The following is a 19553-nucleotide window of genomic DNA, read 5'->3' on the forward strand; positions in this document are numbered from 1 at the left end:
TTATTTAGTTATCACGACTCGTTAAAGTGAAAAATCCGCGAGGCGCTCGTTATTAACGAGATCCTCACTTCGAATCGTTTCCTGACATTCATCAATTTGCTGCAGCCAAGATTGCTCATCCCACAGCTCAAATTTATTCAATTGCCCCACCAGCATGATGCGCTTATCTAAATTGGCATATTGCCTTAACGGTGGCGGCAGTAATATGCGCCCATTACTGTCGAGCTCCACTTCGTGGGCGTAGCCGAGTAACAGGCGTTTTAAAGATCTCTGGGTTTTATCGGTATCTGAAAGCTTCAACAACTTAGCTTCGATCAATTCCCATTCGTGAATGGGATACAAGAGTAAACAGGCGGATTGGATATCGACGGTAATCACGATGCGGCCTTGGTGCTCAAGCTGCAAAGGTTCGCGGTATCGCACTGGAATAGCGATCCGTCCCTTTGTATCTAAGTTGATAGCACTGGCTCCACGAAACACGCTAATTCATCCTATCCTTTGATTTTTGATCCACAAATATCCACTATTTCCCACAACTGCTAAGTTTAGGGACAGTCGACAAGCATTGTCAAGGGATGGGATCCTTTTATAAATCCAGTCGGCAAGCGGGTTAGCCGCATGTTGAGCACTTAACCGCGCGACAAACTTTTGACAAGAAAAACCATTAGAGATTGACTAAACAGAGGAAACAACAGGAATAAATAGCGCCGATATATTCAGCAACCTTTTGCTTTCAGGTGCTTGCGATGAAAAAAATGGGGAATTATTTCTGTATTTGTGGGATTTTACGGGTCGAGAAATAACGTCAAACTCAAAAACGCAACAAAACAAACTTACGTCCATCCTTATTCGACAGTCAAAAAAGAGTTGAAATCAGCATAAAAATCTAAATTTTTATTCCAAATAAAGACGTTCATCTTTTTACTAATGGCTGAATATTAATGTCGCGATTGCGAGAAAGATCAAAAATCCCACGTAAAATCCACCAAAAGAACCACTTTCTCCCTATACATTCACCTTATACCCGCACTAGCTACCTAATGGCTCGCCTTATTCGCCTTAACAAGTTAAACGGCGTATAGTCTAAATATTGACCTACTTCAGCCGATATCATATTAAGAGGTGTAATAACAAGGAGGCGTTATGAGTGGATTGGATAGCATTTATGCCATGCTGGCACAGCCAGTAAAAGCCGTGTTTCACCCTAAACGGGTTGTTGACCAAGTCAGCAGCGCAAGCGCAAATGCCCCAGATAGCCATGAAACACCGCAGTCGCAGTTACCTCCAGCGTTAGAAAGCCGCAATACTAAAGTCAGGGAAAGACGCAAAGAATCAGATAACAATAAAAATAAGAAACGCCGTGCATCGGATGAAACCGAAACGCTAAAACTAAAAGAAGGTGTCGTACTTGAAGTGACCGATGATTCCGCAGAAATCAAGAAGCCACCGAGCCAACATATCATTGATGTAGAAGTATAAATCCGTACTGATATAAAACGGAAAAGGCGCAATCCCATTGGATTAGCGCCTTTTTATTAGCCTCTTTTTAGCAGCACTATCGAGCATGCCTGAAATCAGGCCAGATTTCGAATCATGCGATACCTCAAATTAAGTTTTATCTCAAACCAATGCCGCCTCAAGGCGTATTGTTTAAGTTCGAGTTCTGGCCACCGCGTCCTGCCAACCTGCGTATAACTGTACTCGAGTCTGGGCATCGATATTAGGGATAAAATGCTTATCGATACAGGCTTTGTGCTCAAGCTCTATCACACTCTCCCAAAAGCCCACTGCCAACCCAGCTAAAAATGCCGCACCCAAAGCGGTTGTCTCACAAACGCTTGGCCTTAACACTTCGACATCGGTAATGTCGGCTTGAAATTGCATCAAAAAATCATTAGCGACCGCGCCGCCATCCACCTTTAAACGCTTAAGGCTGACGCCACTGTCTTTGGTCATGGCATCAAGTAAATCTTTACTCTGATAAGCGATGGATTCTAACGCCGCCCGAATAATATGATTACGATTCGCCCCGCGTGTCAGACCAAATAGCGCACCACGGGCATTGGGATCCCAATAAGGTGCACCCAATCCCACAAAAGCGGGCACCAGATACACGCCATTAGTATCGGCGACCTTAGAGGCAAAGTACTCAGTATCACTGGCGTCACGAATAAGCCCCAGTTCATCCCGCAGCCATTGAATGGTCGCGCCGCCCATAAAGACTGAACCTTCGAGGGCATAGTTCACTTCACCCTTAGGCCCCACGGCAACTGTGGTCAATAAGCCATGGTTTGAGCGCACCGCTTTTGTCCCTGTATTCATCAACAAAAAACAACCAGTACCGTAGGTATTCTTCGCCATGCCGGGCTCGACACATAACTGACCAAAAAGCGCAGCCTGTTGATCGCCCGCCATTCCTGCAACTTGGATTTCACTGCCTTCGCCAGCAATCCGTGTTGTACCATACACGCTGCAGGAAGGTTTAACTTCTGGCAACATAGACGCCGGAATATCTAAGGCTTCGAGTAACTTATTATCCCAAGTCAGGCTATGGATATTGAATAGTAGAGTGCGGGCAGCATTGGTGGGATCGGTGACATGCACCTTGCCCTCGGTTAACTTCCACACGAGCCAAGTATCGATAGTGCCGAACAACAACTCACCACGCTCGGCTTGCTCACGGGCATTGGGCACATTATCTAGAATCCATTTGATCTTAGTGCCTGAAAAATAAGGGTCGAGTAATAAACCGGTATTCTCACGCACATATTCTTCTAACCCTTGAGCTTTGAGTTGCTCACAAATCTCAGCGCTGCGACGGCACTGCCACACTATCGCGTTATAAATAGGTTTACCTGTGGCCTTCTCCCATATAACAGTGGTTTCCCGCTGATTGGTAATGCCAATGGCGGCCACTTCATCGCTGTGAATACCCGCACGCGCCAATACTTCAATTAACACTGAACTTTGGCTTGCCCAAATCTCCATGGGATCATGCTCGACCCAACCCGGATTAGGGTACAACTGGGTAAATTCCCGCTGGGACACGCTGACAATGTTTGCGTCGTGATCGAACACTATCGCCCTTGAGCTGGTCGTGCCTTGATCTAAGGCCACCACGTATTTTTTCTGCACGCTACTATCCTATCTGAACTCTCCGCCGCCTTTTTATGCTAGGGAGAATTAACATGATCCACCGACTTATGCAGTGAATATATTCGGAATTTACCGCCGTGACCAGCAAGCAAGCCGTAAAACAAGATAACGCCACCATGCTATAGCTATAAAAAAGCCCTGAAGATTCAGGGCTTTTTTTAACATACTGAACTTACATCTTGTAGCTCATTTGGATACCCGCAAGCCATACATCGCCGCTTGCTTCGCCGTTAAAGTTAACAGTCGCTAGGTTCAATAGGTTTTGCTGTTCATTGATTGGCGCATCGCCAGTCGCTTTAATATAAGTCACAGCAAAATCAACGTTCAGGTTCTTAGTTGCCTGATAACCTGCGCCCACAGAGAACCACAGACGGTCAGAGTCTGGAATTGTGGTTGTGCGCCACTCGTCATTTGCCGCCGTTTTATCTAAAGCAACACCGGCACGCACTAACCAGTCGTTATTCACTTGATAAGTAGTCCCTAGCGCGAAGCGCCAGTTATCTTCGAAGTGCTCTTCTTTAACTAAATCAGACTCTAAACCGCCCTTAGGTTTAACTTCACCAGGGAAATAAGCCACTAGTTGATCGAATACGCTCCAATCGGTCCAGTTCACACTCGCATGCATGGCCCAGTTATCGGTCAATTGGTGATGGGAAGCTATCTCTGCAAAAGCGGGCAATTCAAGCGGTAAATAACCTTCAATGGACACATCTTGGCCGCCAGTGTACAGAACACCAGAAGCATGACCATCCAAGTCCAGTTGCACGCCGCTGTGATAAGCAAAACCCAAACGGTGAGCCGGATTAATTTGCCAGCTTGCACCTAACTGCCAGCCATAACCCACATCATCACCCTTCATGCTTTTCAGCTCAGTGCCACCTGGAGGTAACACTGCCTGCACAGGAGCCGGCAGTGCAGGTTTGATACCATCAACCCAACCTGGTAATGAGGCACCAATTTCGCCTTCACCATAAACGATACGTACACCAGCACCTACGCTGACAGCATCATTGATGCGATAAGCGATGTTTGGATTAAATTCAACGGTCGTAACCGAAGTCTTGTTACCAAAAATAGCCGCTGCGTGGGTCGCGGGTAATTCAGTGGCTAGACCATAATTAGAGTTTACCGCTAGGCCCCAAGTCCATTGATCATTTAGCTGATTTGAATAATAAAAATTTGGCACAAGTGCGTCATCAGCTACATCTAGTGCATCGCCACCTTTCATAACAGCAGGATTAGGACCAATTAACGGTGAGCTAAGGCTCACATCACCAGTCACATCGACGTTTGGCATAACGTAAATGCCACCCGCGGACAACTGACGTCCTTCTAAATAAGTGAGCATGGCAGGATTTCGACCTTGAGCCGAAGCGTTATCCGCCATAGCGGCTTCACCCGCAAAGGCGCGACCTAAACCTGTAGCAGAGTATTCCGCAAGTTGAAAACCCGCGGCATGGAGTTGAGTCGTTGAACTTAACAAGGCTGCAGTGACAGCCAAAGTCAGAAGACGTTTTTGCATTGTTATTCTCTAATCATATTATTGTTATCTGTACTACTTGGATGAGTACTGCGGCGTTCAGGCAAAATAGAGCAAACACTCCATATTGAATGCGCAGCAGTTTACTTATGCAGAAGATGTTTGCAACCAAAGGAGATAAAACAGACAAAAACTCTAAAGAGATGCGACTTTAAAACAGATTTAGTGACGCATGTCACCATTAAAACAAAAAATGACCTTTAAACACTCAAAAATCATTCACGACAGTCGTGAGATTCAAATTATGAACCCAACAAATACCAATATTAAACAATAAGATAAAAAATTAAAACTTTGGAACACCTGTAAATCATTTAAACTCGACAAATACAGCATAAATCACTGCAGAGAATAAAATTTTCTAGTATCAAAACGACAATAAAAATTTATGCTTTAAAATACAATTAATTAAATTAAGAGTGTTTTGAGATTTAAAACAAAAACGCCTAGGTATTAACCTAGGCACATAAATATAGACTCAACACGAGTACAAATGTGCGCTGAAAGTTTAGCGGCGCCAACCTTGGATTTGAGTTTCGTACTGACTGATTTGCGCAGCATGGGACAAGGTCAGCCCAATAGCATCTAACCCATTGAGTAACTTATGTCTCGCCGACTCTGCCAGCGTAAAACTAAACTCAGCACCTGACGGTGAAATCACTTTACAGCTGGTGAGATCAACCGTGATTTGCGCGCCTTCTTCTGCCGCCACTTCATCCATCAACTGACGCACCTGCGAGTGGGTTAACGCCACAGGCAATAGGCCGTTATTGATTGAGTTGCCGTAAAAAATGTCGGCAAAACTGGGCGCTATAATGGCGCGCAAACCAAAGTCTGCCAGCGCCCAAGGCGCATGTTCGCGGCTTGAACCACAACCAAAGTTTTCCTGCGACAAAAGAATTGAAGCGCCTTTATAACGAGGCTGGTTCAATGAAAACTCAGGATTGGGCACATCGCCCGCATCATCTAAATAACGCCAGTCATGAAATAAGTGCACCCCAAAACCATCGCGCGTCACCTTAGACAAAAACTGTTTCGGAATGATCTGATCCGTATCGATATTGGTGCTGTCGATCATGACCGCAAGCCCGGTATGGGTCGTAAAAGGTTGCATTAACTTCTCCTCTTGGGTTTACGGTAATTAGTAAGGTTTACGAATATCGACAAAATGCCCAGCCACCGCAGCGGCGGCGGCCATCGCCGGGCTCACCAAATGGGTACGACTACCACGGCCTTGGCGACCTTCGAAATTACGATTACTGGTCGAAGCGCAGCGATCACCCGCTTCTAATCTGTCATCGTTCATCGCTAAACACATGGAACAACCCGGTAAACGCCACTCAAACCCGGCTTCGATAAAGATTTTATCTAAGCCTTCGGCTTCGGCTTGGGCTTTCACTTGACCAGAACCAGGTACAACAATCGCGGTGACGCCACTCGCGACTTTACGACCTTTGGCATGTACGGCAGCGCTGCGTAAATCTTCAATCCGCGAGTTAGTACATGAACCGATAAATACCTTGTTGATGCTGATGTCTGTCATAGGCGTACCCGCACTCAGGCCAATATATTCTAGGGCCTTTTCCATACTAGCTCGGGTACTTGGGTTGGCTTCATCAAGAGGATTAGGCACTTTGCCATCGATCGCTACGACTTGGCCTGGGTTAGTACCCCAAGTCAATTGTGGTGCGATATCGGCGGCATCTAACTCAACTACAGCATCAAACACGGCGCCATCATCGGTCTTTATGGCTTGCCAGTAAGCGACAGCCTCTGCCCAATCTTCGCCCTTTGGCGCAAATTCGCGGCCTGCTAAATAGTCGAAAGTGGTTTGATCCGGCGCGACCATGCCCGCTTTAGCGCCCATCTCAATTGCCATGTTGCACACTGTCATGCGGCCTTCCATCGACAGGGCTTCAATCGCCTCACCGCAGAACTCCACCACGTAACCCGTGCCACCATCCATGCCTATTTTGCCAATAATAGCGAGTACGATATCTTTGGCGGTCACGCCATCGGTGACATGACCACGCACTTCAATCTTCATGGTCTTAGCTTTTAACTGACGCAGAGTTTGCGTCGCTAAAACGTGCTCAACTTCAGATGTTCCAATGCCAAACGCCAATGCCCCAAAGGCGCCATGGGTTGCGGTATGGGAATCACCACAGACAATCACAGTGCCGGGTAAGGTGATACCCAATTCAGGGCCCATTACATGCACAATCCCTTGATTAGGATGATGAATGTCGTATAAACGCACGCCAAAGTCTTTACAGTTTTGCGCTAGGGTTTCAACCTGTGCGCGCGCCATTGGGCTTAGCGCATCTAAGCTGGCGCTACGGGTCGAAGTGTTGTGATCCATAGTGGCAAAGGTTTTTTCCGGTGCACGCAGTTTGCGGCCTGCCACTTTTAAGCCACTGAATGCTTGGGGAGAAGTCACTTCATGGACTAAATGTCTGTCGACATAAATGATCGGCGCTTCACCTTTAGGAGTCGCTACAACGTGGGCATCCCATACTTTTTGATACAGCGTTTTTGCCACCGAGTTTTTTGGCACAGTCGTCATTACACACCTTCCTTTATAGCATTGGCGATAAAGTCACCCATCTCGCGAGTGGATTTAGCTTGGCTACGCTTGTCTGCGCTCAATAGTTCACCGGTTAAGTAGCCAGAATTTAACGCTTTGCTGACGGCGCGCTCAATCGCACAGGCGGCTTCTTCTTGCTTTAGGCTGTGGCGCAACATTAATGCCGCCGACAGAATTTGGGCGATAGGGTTTGCAATGCCTTTGCCCGCGATATCCGGCGCACTGCCACCCGCTGGTTCAAATAAACCAAAGCCAGTGCTGCTCATGCTCGCCGATGACAACAAGCCCATAGAGCCCGTTAACATGGCGATTTCGTCGGATAAAATGTCGCCGAACAGGTTAGAACATAGCATCACATCGAACTCATCGGGACGACGTAGCAACTGCATGGTCGCATTATCGATATAGATGTGTTCAAGCTCGACATCGGGGAAGTCCACCGCCACTTCTTCAACCACTTGGCGCCATAACACTGAACAGGCGAGCACATTGGCTTTATCCACTGAGGTCACTTTTTTACGGCGACCACGGGCGGCTTCAAAGGCGATACGGGCGATACGGCTAATTTCACGGCGGCTATAACGCATAGTATCGAAGGCTTCTTCATTCTCGCCTTCACCTTGGCGACCCTTTGGCTTACCAAAATAAATGCCGCCGGTTAACTCGCGTACACATAAGACATCAAATCCACGGGCGGAAATATCGCTACGCAGCGGTGACATATGTTCTAGGCCGTCGTGCAATTTAGCTGGGCGCAGATTACAAAACAGTTCGAAGTGACCACGCAGAGGCAATAGCGCGCCGCGCTCAGGTTGCTCATTTGGCGGTAACTTTTCCCACTTAGGACCGCCTACCGAGCCAAACAGGATCGCATCTGCCGCTTCACAGCCCTTTAGCGTGGCATCGGGTAGTGGGCAACCGTGGTTATCAATGGCAATACCGCCAACATCGAATTCAGTGTATTCGATACTCAAATCGAAACGCGCTTCAACCTCACGCAGCACTTTACGCGCCTCTGCCATCACTTCAGGACCGATCCCATCCCCTGCTAATACTGCTATTTGATAACTCATACGCCAGCCAACTCCTTTAAATGTGAATGCTTTATGCTCGACCTTGCTATTCTTTGGATGCTTTTAGCGACTAGACGCCGCCTAGCTCTCGATTTTTTTGCATACTTTGTTTGTAATCGGCAACCTTGTCTGCGCGGCACGTTAAGTTCATCACATGCACTAAAGCGCGTGCCGAGGCTTCGACCACATCGGTCGCTAAACCTACGCCGTGAAAGTTTTGCTCGTGGTAAACCGCGGTAATGTCCACTTGGCCTAAGGCATTTTGACCTACGCCCTTAGCGCCTAGCTTATAGCTGATAATGTCGATTCGACGATCCGTTGCACGAGCAATCGCGTTATAGGCAGCATCAACCGGACCATTACCGGTTGCGGCTTCGGTTTTAATTTCGCCGCCCACTTCGATACGCACAGTCGCCGTAGCAACGCCTTCAGTTGAGTCAGACTGCACCACTAATTGCTGCAATTGATAGTGATTGTCTTCTTCGGCCTGCGCTTCCATAAAGGCTAAGGCTTCTAAATCATAATCAAATACTTGGCCTTTTTTATCTGCCAATTTTAGAAACTCTTCATACAGAGTATCCATATTGTAATCGTGCTCGCTATAGCCCATTTCCTCCATGCGATGCTTGATCACATGGCGACCCGAGCGCGAGGTCATATTCAAGTTGTTGCGATTCAAACCTATGCTTTCTGGTGTCATGATTTCATAGGTATTTTGTGCTTTTAACATGCCATCCTGATGGATGCCCGATGAATGGGTAAAGGCATTGGCACCGACAATAGCCTTGTTCGCCTGCACTGGCATATTGCATAACTGGCTGACTAAATTAGAAGTACGGTGAATTTCTTTGGCATTAATGCCCGTTTCTAATCCCAACATCCCCTTACGCGTCGCTAAAATCATCGCGATCTCTTCCAGTGAACAGTTACCCGCACGCTCACCTATGCCATTGATCGTACATTCAATTTGACGCGCACCGTGTTGCACTGCCGTTATCGAGTTAGCCACAGACAAACCTAAGTCATCGTGGCAATGCACTGAGATCACCGCTTGGTCGATATTCGGCACCCGATGAAACAAAGTTTGAATGATATTGCCAAACTCGCTGGGCACTGTGTAACCGACCGTATCGGGAATATTAATGGTGCGTGCGCCCGCACGAATGGCGGCTTCTACCATACGACATAGATTATCGATGGGCGTACGCCCCGCATCCTCACAGGAAAATTCCACATCGTCGGTAAAACGGCGGGCATACTTCACCGCGCCTACGGCCATCTCTAACACTTGATCGAAAGAACGCTTCAACTTGCTCTCAACGTGAATCGTCGAGGTCGAGATAAAGGTATGGATACGGAATTGATCTGCAACTGACAAGGCCTGCGCCGCTGCATCTATGTCCTTTTCCAATGCACGGGATAAGGCACAAACACGGCTATTTTTGATGGTACGCGCTATGGTCTGCACTGACTCAAAATCACCGGGTGAAGAAACCGGAAAACCCACTTCCATCACATCCACACCGAGACGTTCCAGCGCCATAGCGATCTGTAGCTTTTCTTTGACCGACAAACTTGCGGCTAACGCCTGCTCACCATCACGCAAGGTAGTATCAAATATTATGACTCTGTTAGACATCTCGCTTCTCCATGGAACGTCACCGTTCGTTAGTTAATTTTTGCCGTATTCAGATACAAAAAACCCCGCAACATCGGTGCGGGGTTTGTGAATGCTTTGCCTCTTTATCGAGCGTGCAACACTAAGACCTCCGCGTATAAACCGCGAGAGAGAGAAGGAGGAGGTCGAGTTTGCGGCTAATAATATTCATTTAATCTGTATATTTATTCTGTTTGAATTATTGAGGACGGTTAATATTTAACTTGCCTAGCCGATAGTGTCAACCCTAATTTTTTCATGTTCCACTCATTCAACCTGTCTTAAGGCTAATAACTGTGAGTTTCATCCCCAAATTAGTGATCGATTCCACAGAATTAACCAGCTGTTTGGATTCAGAAATCACTGGGATGTGTTAACTTATTCCCCTTAGAAAAAAATAGTTTTTTATGCAAAAAACTATTAAGAAAAGTTATAATCCCGCCTTAGTGATTAGGGATATTAGAACTTACGCATTTTATATGGAGCACAAAATGGATTTTCGCGTCTTGGTACTGAGCCTGTTGTTATGGCTGTTTCCCTTTGGGGCCAGTGCTATAGACCAATTAGATGAACTCACTGAACTCGTCTACCAATATCCAAGTAAAGCACTCACTCAAATAACAGCGTTAGAAAAACAATTTGCGACCAGTGCAAGCTCAGATATCAATCGACTCAGATTAAGTGTGTTGAAATGCCAAAACCTACTACAAATAGGGGAAAATGAAGCCGCTATCAACGTCGCTCAATTAGGCGAAGCAAACGCTAAACAACTTAAGCTAGATCAAGTACGACCTTACTTTTTGATTTGCCAAGCCGATGCCAACCTTAGCTATAACAATATTCAAAATGCCCTACCTTTGCTTGATTCAGCCATTAACCTAGCGCGACGTTACCAGCAACCACAAGCCTTAGTCGATGCTTTACGCTTACGTGGCCAACTCGATACTGACACTGACAACTTCTCTTCTGCTATCGAAGATTTACGCCTCGCGATTGATATTTATCCGGATATTCATGCTCAAACCCAAAATTGGATTTGGCCACCACAGGCCTATGTGTATGCCGCGATGGGAAATTTACTTTATGCCACCCATGATTTCCCCCAAGCCATGTATTACACCAACTTAGGTATACAAAGTGCCGATGCAAAAGGGAAGGTTTTACACTTTATTTTACGCAATGCAGCTCGGATAGCGCTTGATAATCAAGAGTTTGATTACAGTGATAAACTCGAACAACAAGCTAAAGCGCTTTTACCTGAGCTCGGTTCGCCACTTGAACTCGCCTACAGTTATGCCATTTTGGCCTCAATCGCGCTCGATAAAGGCCGCATTGATAATGCCGAAGAATATCTTTCTATCGCGATTAATACGTTTAAAAAACAAAATCAACAATTAGCTACAATGCGTTCAACTCGCCTACTCGCCCAAATTCGTTTTGCTCAACATCAAGAAGATGCCGCTTTAATCCTCATGAATCACGCAATTGAGCAAGCTGAAAATCTAAAACAGTATTCTGATCTCAAAGGATTTTACGGGATCATGAGCGATCACTACTTAGAAAAAGGAGATTTTAAACAGGCCTATTCTTTCTTACTCAAACGTTATCGAGCGGCCGAGCTCACCAATCAAGCGATGAATAATGCTCGGATATTGCAGTTTAAGGCCCGTCTAAATCAACAAGATCTGCAGCAGGAGCCAAATAGCACTGCACCAGAAAAAGATTCAATCTTACAAGAGCTAAATGTCGATTGGGCCTATAGCACACTGTTCTTAATCGCGATGGCATTATTGGGCGGGGCTATTTGGTATTTGATTGATAAACAGAATAATCGTGCCCCACATATTGAAGGTAATGAACCTGCGGAAACGCTGCTCCAACAAGTCACATCAGCATTAAACAGTGCCAAACAAGGCAATTACCCACTGTCTTTATTATTGTTTAATGCGAGTCAGATCCGTCAAGTTGACCTACCTCTCTTACAGGATGAGCTACAACACAGACTACGGGAGCAAGATAAGTTAATCCGATATTCGATGGATGAAATTGCCATTATCCTGCCGCATACCTCGGCAACTGGTGCTAAAAGAGTCGTTAGTCAGTTGGTTGCTTGCATTCAGCCTTGGCAGGGTTCAAGTAAGGTCAATATTGGTATAGCGGCGATGCAACAGTTTGATACGTTAGAGTCTTTAATTAAGAGAGCCAGTATCAATCAATTGGGCAAGGTTAAAATCAATGAGAATACTTCAAACCATTATTCTCCCGCTAAGTAAGCCGTAATTTCATCGAGAAAAGCATCACCGAAACGACTCAGTTTACGCTCGCCAACCCCGTTGACGGCGAGCATTTCCCCCGCGCTCGTTGGCATCATGGCTGCCATTTCTGCGAGGGTAGCGTCGTTAAAGACTAAATACGGCGGCACATCCTGCTGCTCGGCAATGGTTCTACGCAATAACTTCAACCGTGCAAACAACTTACGGTCATAATTCAACGGTGCTTTAGACTGACTCGCCTTACGTTTTGTGGTTGTTAACTGAATACGCGGTTCGGCGAGCATTAACGCCACTTCCCCTTTGAGCACAGGCCGTGCCGATGGGTTTAGGGTAATAGATGAACCGCGAGTCACATCTTGACTCGCCAGTCCCAGATGAATGAGTTGACGGATCACACTCAACCAATATTCATGGCTCTTGTCTTTACCAATCCCCCAAGTCGTGAGTTTGTCATGCCCTCGATCGACTATCGGCGCACCTTTCGAACCGCGCAACACTTCAATTAAATGATTGATACCAAAACGCTGGCCTAAACGGAAAATACATGACAACACCTTCTGCGCATCTTCGGTGCCGTTATAACGCTTAGGCGGGTCGAGGCAAATGTCGCAGTTACCACAGGGCTCTAATGCACTCTCATCAAAGTAATGCAGCAACACTTGGCGGCGACAGGTCTGCGCCTCAGCAAAGGCAGCCATAGTATTAAGTTTGTGGAATTCGACCTGTTGCTGCGGTCCTGGCTCGGACTGTTCAATCAAATGTCGCACCCGACCAATATCGGCGGGATCGAACAACATAAAAGCTTCTGCATCGAGCCCATCACGTCCTGCTCGGCCCGTTTCCTGATAATAGGCTTCGATACTTTTCGGGATATCGTAATGCACTACAAAGCGCACATTCGACTTATTAATCCCCATACCGAAAGCCACAGTAGCAACCACAATATCGATTTGATCTTTAAGGAAACTATCCTGTACTGCACCACGGTCTTCCTGCGTCATTCCCGCATGATAGGCCTTGGCATTAAAACCTTGCAGGCATAAACGGTCAGCGACTTCATCGACACGACGGCGACTGCTGCAATAAATAATGCCGTTAGTGCCATTCTGCTGCGTTAAAAAATGTCGTAACTGATTAGCTGCATTAAGCTTTTCGGCGACTGTATAGCGAATATTGGGCCGATCGAAACTTGAAAGTAAACGGAACGGTTCAATACCGAGCCGCTCACAAATACTCTGCCGAGTCGCCTGATCTGCTGTTGCGGTCAGCGCCATCATGGGCACATAGGGGAAGAGTTGCTTTAACTGGCCGAGCGCCGCATATTCAGGGCGAAAATCATGGCCCCACTGACTGATACAATGCGCCTCATCGATGGCAAACATCGCCAGCTGGAGAGACTGCATACGCTCAATAAAATCAGCGGTTAATAAACGCTCAGGTGACACATAAAGCAGTTTTAACTCACCGTGGCGTAGCTGCCTTAATACTTCGGCACTCTGCTCGCGCGGCAAAGAAGAATTCAGATAAGCCGCAGCAACACCGGTTTGCAATAAGCTATCGACTTGATCTTTCATCAAAGAAATCAATGGGGAGACGACAATAGTGATGCCATTCATCATCAAGGCGGGTAACTGATAACACAGACTCTTACCGCCGCCCGTCGGCATGATCACTAAGCAATCTTGCCCGCCGCAGACACGTTCTATCACCTCCCGCTGACCGTCCCTAAAGTCACGGTAACCAAACACCTGCGCGAGGCGTTGCGAGAGCGGATCATCATGCGTGTCGAGTACGAACTTTTCCATGGATCTTCTATGTCAAAAGTGAGGGGGCCTATTCTATACCCAAACTAGTTCAAAATGCAGGATTCAACGGTAATTTAAAGCGCTTTAGACGAGGCAATTCACCACGATTGCAGCTATTTTAACCCTAGTGGGCTAAGCCAAAAATAACGAACGCGGGGTAAAATACTTTAAAAACTGCCGAAACTGTGTCGTCATTTTAGCGACGGAGTTGCATTAGCCGTAAGCTTCACTGTAGATTAATTGCTCTAAGCCGCACTTTGTTTATCTCAGTGTTGATAACAAATCCAATTACGCCTAATACCGTCACTCAGTGACAAGGACCCCAAAATGACCAGCCCAATCCAAGCCGAAGCTTTGAGAAGAGTCGCAGCAGTATTTGATCAACATGTCCCTTTTCATAATCTGCTCGGGCTCGATATTAAACGCTACGATGTCGACGGTGTCGAAGTGGTCATCAATATGAAACCTGAACTTATTGGCAATATCCATCAACAGATCCTCCACGGCGGTGTCACAGCTACAGTACTGGATGTGGTCGGCGGACTCACCGCATTTGCAGGACTGGTCGCCAGTCGTGATGATTGGACGGTCGAAGAGCTGCAGCAACGCCTGCAAACCCTAGGGACAATTGATATGCGCATTGATTATCTTAGACCTGGCCGTGGCCTCACCTTTACGGGGACGGGCAGCGTCATTCGTGCGGGTAATCGAGTTTCAGTATGCCGCATGGAACTACATAATGAGCAAGGCACGCATATCGCTTTTGGAACAGGGACTTATATGGTGGGTTAGGCGATTAAATTTAGATGTGTATTACTGCCTTAGGGCTCAAGATTGACTAAGGTAAACGTCCTGATTAACAGGATGGTTACTCACTTTAATCGCACATTCAATTTTTTGTAGAGATATTCTGTAACGAAAAGAACGCGGCGAATCCCTTGAGTCAGCGGTCAGACACACCTACAATCGCCGTCTTGTTGTCCTTCGAAGATGTCTCATGCCAGATCTTGAATACCGCAAAGGGATCCTACTTGCCGTCAGTGCTTACTGTATGTGGGGTTTTGCGCCTTTATATTTCAAATTACTCAACCATGTTTCCGCCACCGAAATTTTGCTCCATCGAGTGATTTGGTCATTCGTGTTTATGCTGATCATTATGCAGTTTATCGGCGGTTTTTCTCGCTTACGCTTACTGTTTAAACAGCCTAAACAGTTGATGGTTCTCACCATTACTTCCATATTGATCGCGGGAAACTGGTTACTATTTATTTGGGCGGTAAATAACGATCACATGCTCGATGCCAGCCTAGGTTACTTCATCAATCCTTTACTCAACGTCTTACTCGGTATGTTATTTCTAGGCGAAAGGTTACGTAAACTGCAATGGTTTGCGGTTTCACTCGCCAGCGCTGGCGTATTGATCCAGTTAATCTCTTTTGGCTCGATTCCCATCGTCTCACTGGCACTCGCGGGCACCTTTGGTTTCTATGCACTGCTGCGAAAAAAGGTCAATGTGGATGCCAAAGCAGGCTTATTAGTCGAAACCGCAGTGTTATTACCGGTAGCGCTGATTTATCTCCTCGCAACCTTAGACACAGCAACAGCGAGCATGCTGACTAATGATTGGCAACTGAATCTGATGTTAATGGCGGCTGGGATAGTGACTACCATTCCTTTACTGTGTTTTGCAGGGGCAGCGGTACGTATTCCATTGTCTATGCTCGGCTTTTTCCAATATATTGGCCCGAGTATTATGTTTATCCTCGCGGTGAGTCTATTCAATGAGCCCTTCGATGCCGAAAAAGGCGTGACCTTCGGATTTATCTGGAGCGCGCTGCTCGTCTTTACCTTAGATATGGCCTATAAACGCAAAACGGCGTGAGCATTATCACGCCGATAAACACAGTGGCAGAAGTGATGACATATGATGATTACTTCTGTAACTGTGCTAAAAACTCACTCCCTTGCGGTACTGTCAGTAATAAACTGTAGCCTTTAGTCGTTGGCACTAACACTAACTTCGATTTATCTGTTATCGCCAAAAATGCCCTGCCTTTTCCCTGTAGATTAAACCAGCCCAATTGAAATCCTGGCATGCCTATACCGTTGATTTTAAAGCTCGGCGTTAAATCTGCCTCTTGTTGCAAATCGACTATGCGTGCCTCGGCGGGCAATAAATCCGCGCGGGATAACTGCACTTTATAGAAGGGCACATCCAAGGTAAGCTCAGTATCGGTTAACACTAATTCGGCGCTATTCGATTGATAGAAGACCCAAGAAAATCCGCCCATCATCACCAGTAATATACCTAAACTCGCCGACTTCGCTATCTTAGGCATATTTTTTAGCCATAACATCAGCAAGATACCCGCTAAACCGAGCAATAAGACGATAAAGCTGAAGATAGAGGTTTGGGTTAAAGGGGCGAGTTCAAAAAATTGAGGACTCATTGGCAGTATCTCCCGTGCAGTGAAGTCTTAATCTGCCAATAAAGACATATTATGTCAATAAAAATGCCAGCGCTAATATGAGTACTAGGCTGGCATTGATTGGATTGATTTAGAACGGCTTAGAGATCGAGCGCGAGAATTTTTGAGCGGCGTTGATAGTTATACAACTGCTTCTTCTTCTGTGGCAGTGCTTCAACATCTTCAATCACAAAACCATGCTCGAGGAACCAGTGAATGCTCCGAGTTGTCAATGCAAACAAGCGTGAATAACCACGGTTTCTGGCCTGATTGATAATGTTCTTCAGCAGTAAGCTCCCTCTGTCGGCATCGCGATAATCGGGATGCACCACTAAACAAGCAAACTCACCCGCATTGTCCTCTTCAAAAGGATAGAGCGCAGCGCAACCAATCACTAAACCATCACGTTCAATCAACATGAACTGTTCGATTTCAATCTCAAGCTGCTCACGACTACGACGCACCAGAATGCCTTGTTCCTCCAATGGACGGATAAGGTTCAACACACCGCCAATATCGGCGATTGACGCACAGCGTAAACGCTCAGCACTCTCAGTGACGATTTGTGTGCCTATTCCTTCGCGAGAAAACAGTTCCTGCAACAAGGCGCCATCTTCGAGGTAGCTAACTAAATGACAACGCGGTACGCCATTGCGGCAAGCATCGATACTGGCTTTGAGAAACGCCATAGTGCCAACACAAGCAGACCCTTGCTCGGCCAGCTTGTTCATGATGTTTTGCGCATCATTTGGCATCAACTCCGCAATCACATCGCCATTACGATCGAGAATACCGTTCTGTGAGCTAAAGCCGATCATCTTGTCTGCTTTGAGCTTAATTGCCACTTGAGTCGCGATTTCCTCAGCGGTGAGATTAAAGCTTTCACCAGTAACCGAAGCAGCAATCGGCCCCATCAATACGATGCAGTGATTATCTAGCTGACGTTTTAAGCCTTGCACATCAATACGACGCACTTTGCCACTCAGGCAAAAGTCCACACCATTATCCACACCCAGTGGTTGAGCAATCACAAAGTTGCCGCTCACTAAGTTAATTTGCGCACCTTGCATCGGCGTATTACTTAAACTCATGGATAAACGCGCTGTGATATCAAATTGCAGTGCACCCGCAACTTGCTTAATCACTTTGAGCGAATCTTCATCCGTGATACGCACACCGTCGTGGTAGGCAGGCGCAATACCGTTGGCGGCTAATGCAGCATCAATCTGCGGCCTAGCGCCATATACCAACACCACTTTGATCCCTAAACTGTGCAGCAGGGCGACATCATTTAAGATGGCGCGGAATTGATTTTGAGCCAAAGCTTCACCGCCAAGCATGACCACAAAAGTTTTACCTCTGTGAGCATTAACATAGGGGGCAGAATGACGAAATCCATCAACCAGTTCAGTGGTACGCACGCGTTATTTACACCTCATTTTTGAGCTGGCAGCGTCACTATGACACACCAGGAATGAATCGCTAACTTTCGCGTATGGTATTGCATTTTAATTCACATATAAAGAATTTATTCTCACTAAAGTGCAGATTTGATGATTTAAAGTGCTTAGAACCGCACTATTTTATATTTTCAGTAAGTGTTCACACTTTTTTAACTTCACAGGGGATGATTCAGCGGCATCAGTTTGCGAGGCAATTATCTCAACTTGATGACTAGCCACTAAAAAAATGCAAAAAAAAGCCCCTTAAATAAGGGGCTTTTCTCGAAACACTAACCAAGGATTACTTGATTTTGGCTTCTTTGTAGATAACGTGCTGACGAATAACTGGATCAAATTTTTTGATTTCCATTTTTTCAGGCATGTTACGCTTGTTTTTTTCAGTTGTGTAGAAGTGACCAGTCTTAGCTGTAGAAACTAATTTGATCTTCTCACGATTACCTTTAGCTTTAGCCATGATCTATTATACCTTCTCGCCACGGGCACGAAGTTCAGCAACAACAACTTCGATACCTTTTTTGTCGATCAGACGGATACCTTTAGTAGATACACGTAACTGTACGAAACGCTTTTCTTCTTCTAACCAAAAACGGTGGTTTTGTAGGTTAGGTAAAAAACGACGACGGGTCGCGTTTTTTGCATGCGAACGGTTGTTACCAACCATCGGCTTCTTGCCAGTAACTTGGCATACTCTTGACATGTCAATCTTCTCCAAAAACAATTTTAACGCTCGAGCATTAATGTGCCTCGTATGGCCGTCGCCCGAGGCACAAAGAGGGCGCATTTTATACACGATCACAGAGTGAAGATCAAGTGTTAGATTAATTAATCCAGCCTCGTTCTGCAAAAGAAACTATCTCTCGATCACCTACAACCATATGGTCCAACAAGGATACGTCTATGGTTGCTAACGCATTTTTTAATCGCTCAGTTATTCGTCGGTCAGCCTGACTGGGCTCGGCAATACCAGACGGATGATTATGACAAACTATAACTGCTGCGGCCTTTTTCTCCAGCACTAAGCTCACCACTTCACGTGGATATACTGAGGCTGAGTCTATTGTGCCGCGGAATAATTCGACAAATTGAATCACTCTATGCTGGCTATCCAGCAGTAAAACTGCGAACACTTCATAGGAGCGATCGGCCAATTGTCGCATTAAATAGTCCCGAGTTAAATCGGGATTTGTCAAAACCTGACCTCTTTGCAGATTTTCCTGCGCTACACGCCGCGCTAATTCGGCCGCAGCTTGAAGCTGGGCGTATTTTACAGGTCCTACGCCCGGAAGTCGACACACCTGATTTCTTGGGGCACAGAGCAGGTTTCTGAGGCCGCCAAACTCGCAAATAAGCGACCTAGCAAGGTCAACCGCGTTTAATCCGGCTAAACCGTTACGCAGCAATACTGCCAGTAATTCAGCATCCGAGAGATGCGCAGCTCCTTTTTGTAACAGTTTATCTCTGGGGCCTTCGCCCTCAGGCCAATCTTTAATCCCCATGTGACCTCCCTGTCATCTCACATATTTTCACTTTA

At 46.3% G+C, this 19553-nt stretch carries 17 protein-coding genes; 4 read left to right on the plus strand and 13 right to left on the minus strand.

Features of this window, described 5'->3' with window-relative positions:
* Positions 1–21 precede the first annotated feature (21 nt).
* Positions 22–480: a division/cell wall cluster transcriptional repressor MraZ gene (mraZ, locus tag HUB64_RS16220; protein WP_105251188.1), complete on the minus strand. Its 459-nt coding sequence runs from the start codon at positions 478–480 to the stop codon at positions 22–24.
* 663 nt (positions 481–1143) lie between these two features.
* Here mraZ and HUB64_RS16225 point away from each other — a divergent pair.
* The gene (locus HUB64_RS16225) at positions 1144–1479 is read left to right on the plus strand and encodes a hypothetical protein (RefSeq protein WP_168826581.1); all 336 of its coding nucleotides are present in this window, start codon (positions 1144–1146) and stop codon (positions 1477–1479) included.
* A gap of 171 nt (positions 1480–1650) precedes the next feature.
* On the opposite strand, the gene glpK is transcribed toward HUB64_RS16225, so the two are convergent.
* From glpK to leuA, 6 genes are all read right to left on the minus strand, one after another.
* The gene (glpK, locus tag HUB64_RS16230; RefSeq protein ID WP_173497386.1) at positions 1651–3135 is read right to left on the minus strand and encodes a glycerol kinase GlpK; all 1485 of its coding nucleotides are present in this window, start codon (positions 3133–3135) and stop codon (positions 1651–1653) included.
* Positions 3136–3328: 193 nt separating this feature from the next.
* Positions 3329–4678 carry an outer membrane protein transport protein gene (locus tag HUB64_RS16235; RefSeq protein ID WP_173497387.1) on the minus strand — a complete coding sequence of 450 codons (1350 nt, stop codon included), beginning with the start codon at positions 4676–4678 and terminating at the stop codon, positions 3329–3331.
* 526 nt (positions 4679–5204) lie between these two features.
* Positions 5205–5810, minus strand: a complete 606-nt coding sequence (leuD, locus tag HUB64_RS16240) for a 3-isopropylmalate dehydratase small subunit (RefSeq protein ID WP_173247355.1) — start codon at positions 5808–5810, stop codon at positions 5205–5207.
* 27 nt (positions 5811–5837) lie between these two features.
* Positions 5838–7238: a 3-isopropylmalate dehydratase large subunit gene (gene leuC, locus HUB64_RS16245; protein ID WP_173248716.1), complete on the minus strand. Its 1401-nt coding sequence runs from the start codon at positions 7236–7238 to the stop codon at positions 5838–5840.
* A gap of 23 nt (positions 7239–7261) precedes the next feature.
* Positions 7262–8356: a 3-isopropylmalate dehydrogenase gene (gene leuB, locus HUB64_RS16250; RefSeq protein WP_173497388.1), complete on the minus strand. Its 1095-nt coding sequence runs from the start codon at positions 8354–8356 to the stop codon at positions 7262–7264.
* Between the two features lie 70 nt (positions 8357–8426).
* The gene (gene leuA / locus HUB64_RS16255) at positions 8427–9995 is read right to left on the minus strand and encodes a 2-isopropylmalate synthase (RefSeq protein ID WP_173497389.1); all 1569 of its coding nucleotides are present in this window, start codon (positions 9993–9995) and stop codon (positions 8427–8429) included.
* Between the two features lie 509 nt (positions 9996–10504).
* On the opposite strand from leuA, the gene HUB64_RS16260 reads away from it, so the two are divergent.
* Positions 10505–12286, plus strand: coding sequence for a diguanylate cyclase (locus HUB64_RS16260; protein ID WP_173497390.1), 1782 nt, complete (start codon positions 10505–10507; stop codon positions 12284–12286).
* On the opposite strand, the gene recQ is transcribed toward HUB64_RS16260, so the two are convergent.
* A complete protein-coding gene (gene recQ / locus HUB64_RS16265; RefSeq protein ID WP_173497391.1) occupies positions 12268–14091 on the minus strand; it encodes a DNA helicase RecQ in 1824 nt (607 codons plus the stop codon). The genes HUB64_RS16260 and recQ overlap by 19 nt on opposite strands.
* A 327-nt stretch (positions 14092–14418) precedes the next feature.
* Here recQ and HUB64_RS16270 point away from each other — a divergent pair, with 327 nt between their 5' ends.
* Both HUB64_RS16270 and rarD read left to right on the plus strand, forming a co-directional pair.
* Positions 14419–14883: a thioesterase family protein gene (locus HUB64_RS16270; protein ID WP_173497392.1), complete on the plus strand. Its 465-nt coding sequence runs from the start codon at positions 14419–14421 to the stop codon at positions 14881–14883.
* A gap of 205 nt (positions 14884–15088) precedes the next feature.
* Positions 15089–15973 carry an EamA family transporter RarD gene (gene rarD / locus HUB64_RS16275; RefSeq protein ID WP_173497393.1) on the plus strand — a complete coding sequence of 295 codons (885 nt, stop codon included), beginning with the start codon at positions 15089–15091 and terminating at the stop codon, positions 15971–15973.
* A 49-nt stretch (positions 15974–16022) separates the two neighbouring features.
* Here the strand turns inward: rarD and HUB64_RS16280 are convergent, their stop codons facing one another.
* From HUB64_RS16280 to radC, 5 genes are all read right to left on the minus strand, one after another.
* Complete coding sequence (locus HUB64_RS16280) at positions 16023–16541, minus strand: PH domain-containing protein (RefSeq protein ID WP_173497394.1); 519 nt, start codon at positions 16539–16541, stop codon at positions 16023–16025.
* 119 nt (positions 16542–16660) lie between these two features.
* Entirely contained in the window at positions 16661–17980 is a 1320-nt protein-coding gene (gene argA, locus HUB64_RS16285; protein WP_105251176.1) for an amino-acid N-acetyltransferase, read from the minus strand.
* A 322-nt stretch (positions 17981–18302) separates the two neighbouring features.
* Positions 18303–18476, minus strand: coding sequence for a 50S ribosomal protein L33 (rpmG, locus tag HUB64_RS16290; RefSeq protein WP_006079871.1), 174 nt, complete (start codon positions 18474–18476; stop codon positions 18303–18305).
* A gap of 6 nt (positions 18477–18482) precedes the next feature.
* A complete protein-coding gene (gene rpmB, locus HUB64_RS16295; protein ID WP_006079870.1) occupies positions 18483–18719 on the minus strand; it encodes a 50S ribosomal protein L28 in 237 nt (78 codons plus the stop codon).
* Positions 18720–18840: 121 nt separating this feature from the next.
* On the minus strand, positions 18841–19518 hold the full coding sequence (radC, locus tag HUB64_RS16300) for a DNA repair protein RadC (protein WP_113941095.1): 678 nt from the start codon (positions 19516–19518) through the stop codon (positions 18841–18843).
* Between the last annotated feature and the right edge of the window lie 35 nt (positions 19519–19553).

This window comes from Shewanella sp. ISTPL2 (assembly GCF_013283205.1).
GTDB lineage: Bacteria > Pseudomonadota > Gammaproteobacteria > Enterobacterales > Shewanellaceae > Shewanella > Shewanella oncorhynchi.

Bases quoted from the DNA above. Each gene is read 5' to 3' on its own strand.
- HUB64_RS16280 (WP_173497394.1), bottom strand. From the start codon at position 16,541: ATGAGTCCTCAATTTTTTGAACTCGCCCCTTTAACCCAAACCTCTATC.
- HUB64_RS16235 (WP_173497387.1), bottom strand. From the start codon at position 4,678: ATGCAAAAACGTCTTCTGACTTTGGCTGTCACTGCAGCCTTGTTAAGT.
- radC (WP_113941095.1), bottom strand. From the start codon at position 19,518: ATGGGGATTAAAGATTGGCCTGAGGGCGAAGGCCCCAGAGATAAACTG.
- leuA (WP_173497389.1), bottom strand. From the start codon at position 9,995: ATGTCTAACAGAGTCATAATATTTGATACTACCTTGCGTGATGGTGAG.
- rarD (WP_173497393.1), top strand. From the start codon at position 15,089: ATGCCAGATCTTGAATACCGCAAAGGGATCCTACTTGCCGTCAGTGCT.
- HUB64_RS16270 (WP_173497392.1), top strand. From the start codon at position 14,419: ATGACCAGCCCAATCCAAGCCGAAGCTTTGAGAAGAGTCGCAGCAGTA.
- recQ (WP_173497391.1), bottom strand. From the start codon at position 14,091: ATGGAAAAGTTCGTACTCGACACGCATGATGATCCGCTCTCGCAACGC.
- leuD (WP_173247355.1), bottom strand. From the start codon at position 5,810: ATGCAACCTTTTACGACCCATACCGGGCTTGCGGTCATGATCGACAGC.
- rpmG (WP_006079871.1), bottom strand. From the start codon at position 18,476: ATGGCTAAAGCTAAAGGTAATCGTGAGAAGATCAAATTAGTTTCTACA.
- rpmB (WP_006079870.1), bottom strand. From the start codon at position 18,719: ATGTCAAGAGTATGCCAAGTTACTGGCAAGAAGCCGATGGTTGGTAAC.
- HUB64_RS16260 (WP_173497390.1), top strand. From the start codon at position 10,505: ATGGATTTTCGCGTCTTGGTACTGAGCCTGTTGTTATGGCTGTTTCCC.
- leuB (WP_173497388.1), bottom strand. From the start codon at position 8,356: ATGAGTTATCAAATAGCAGTATTAGCAGGGGATGGGATCGGTCCTGAA.
- HUB64_RS16225 (WP_168826581.1), top strand. From the start codon at position 1,144: ATGAGTGGATTGGATAGCATTTATGCCATGCTGGCACAGCCAGTAAAA.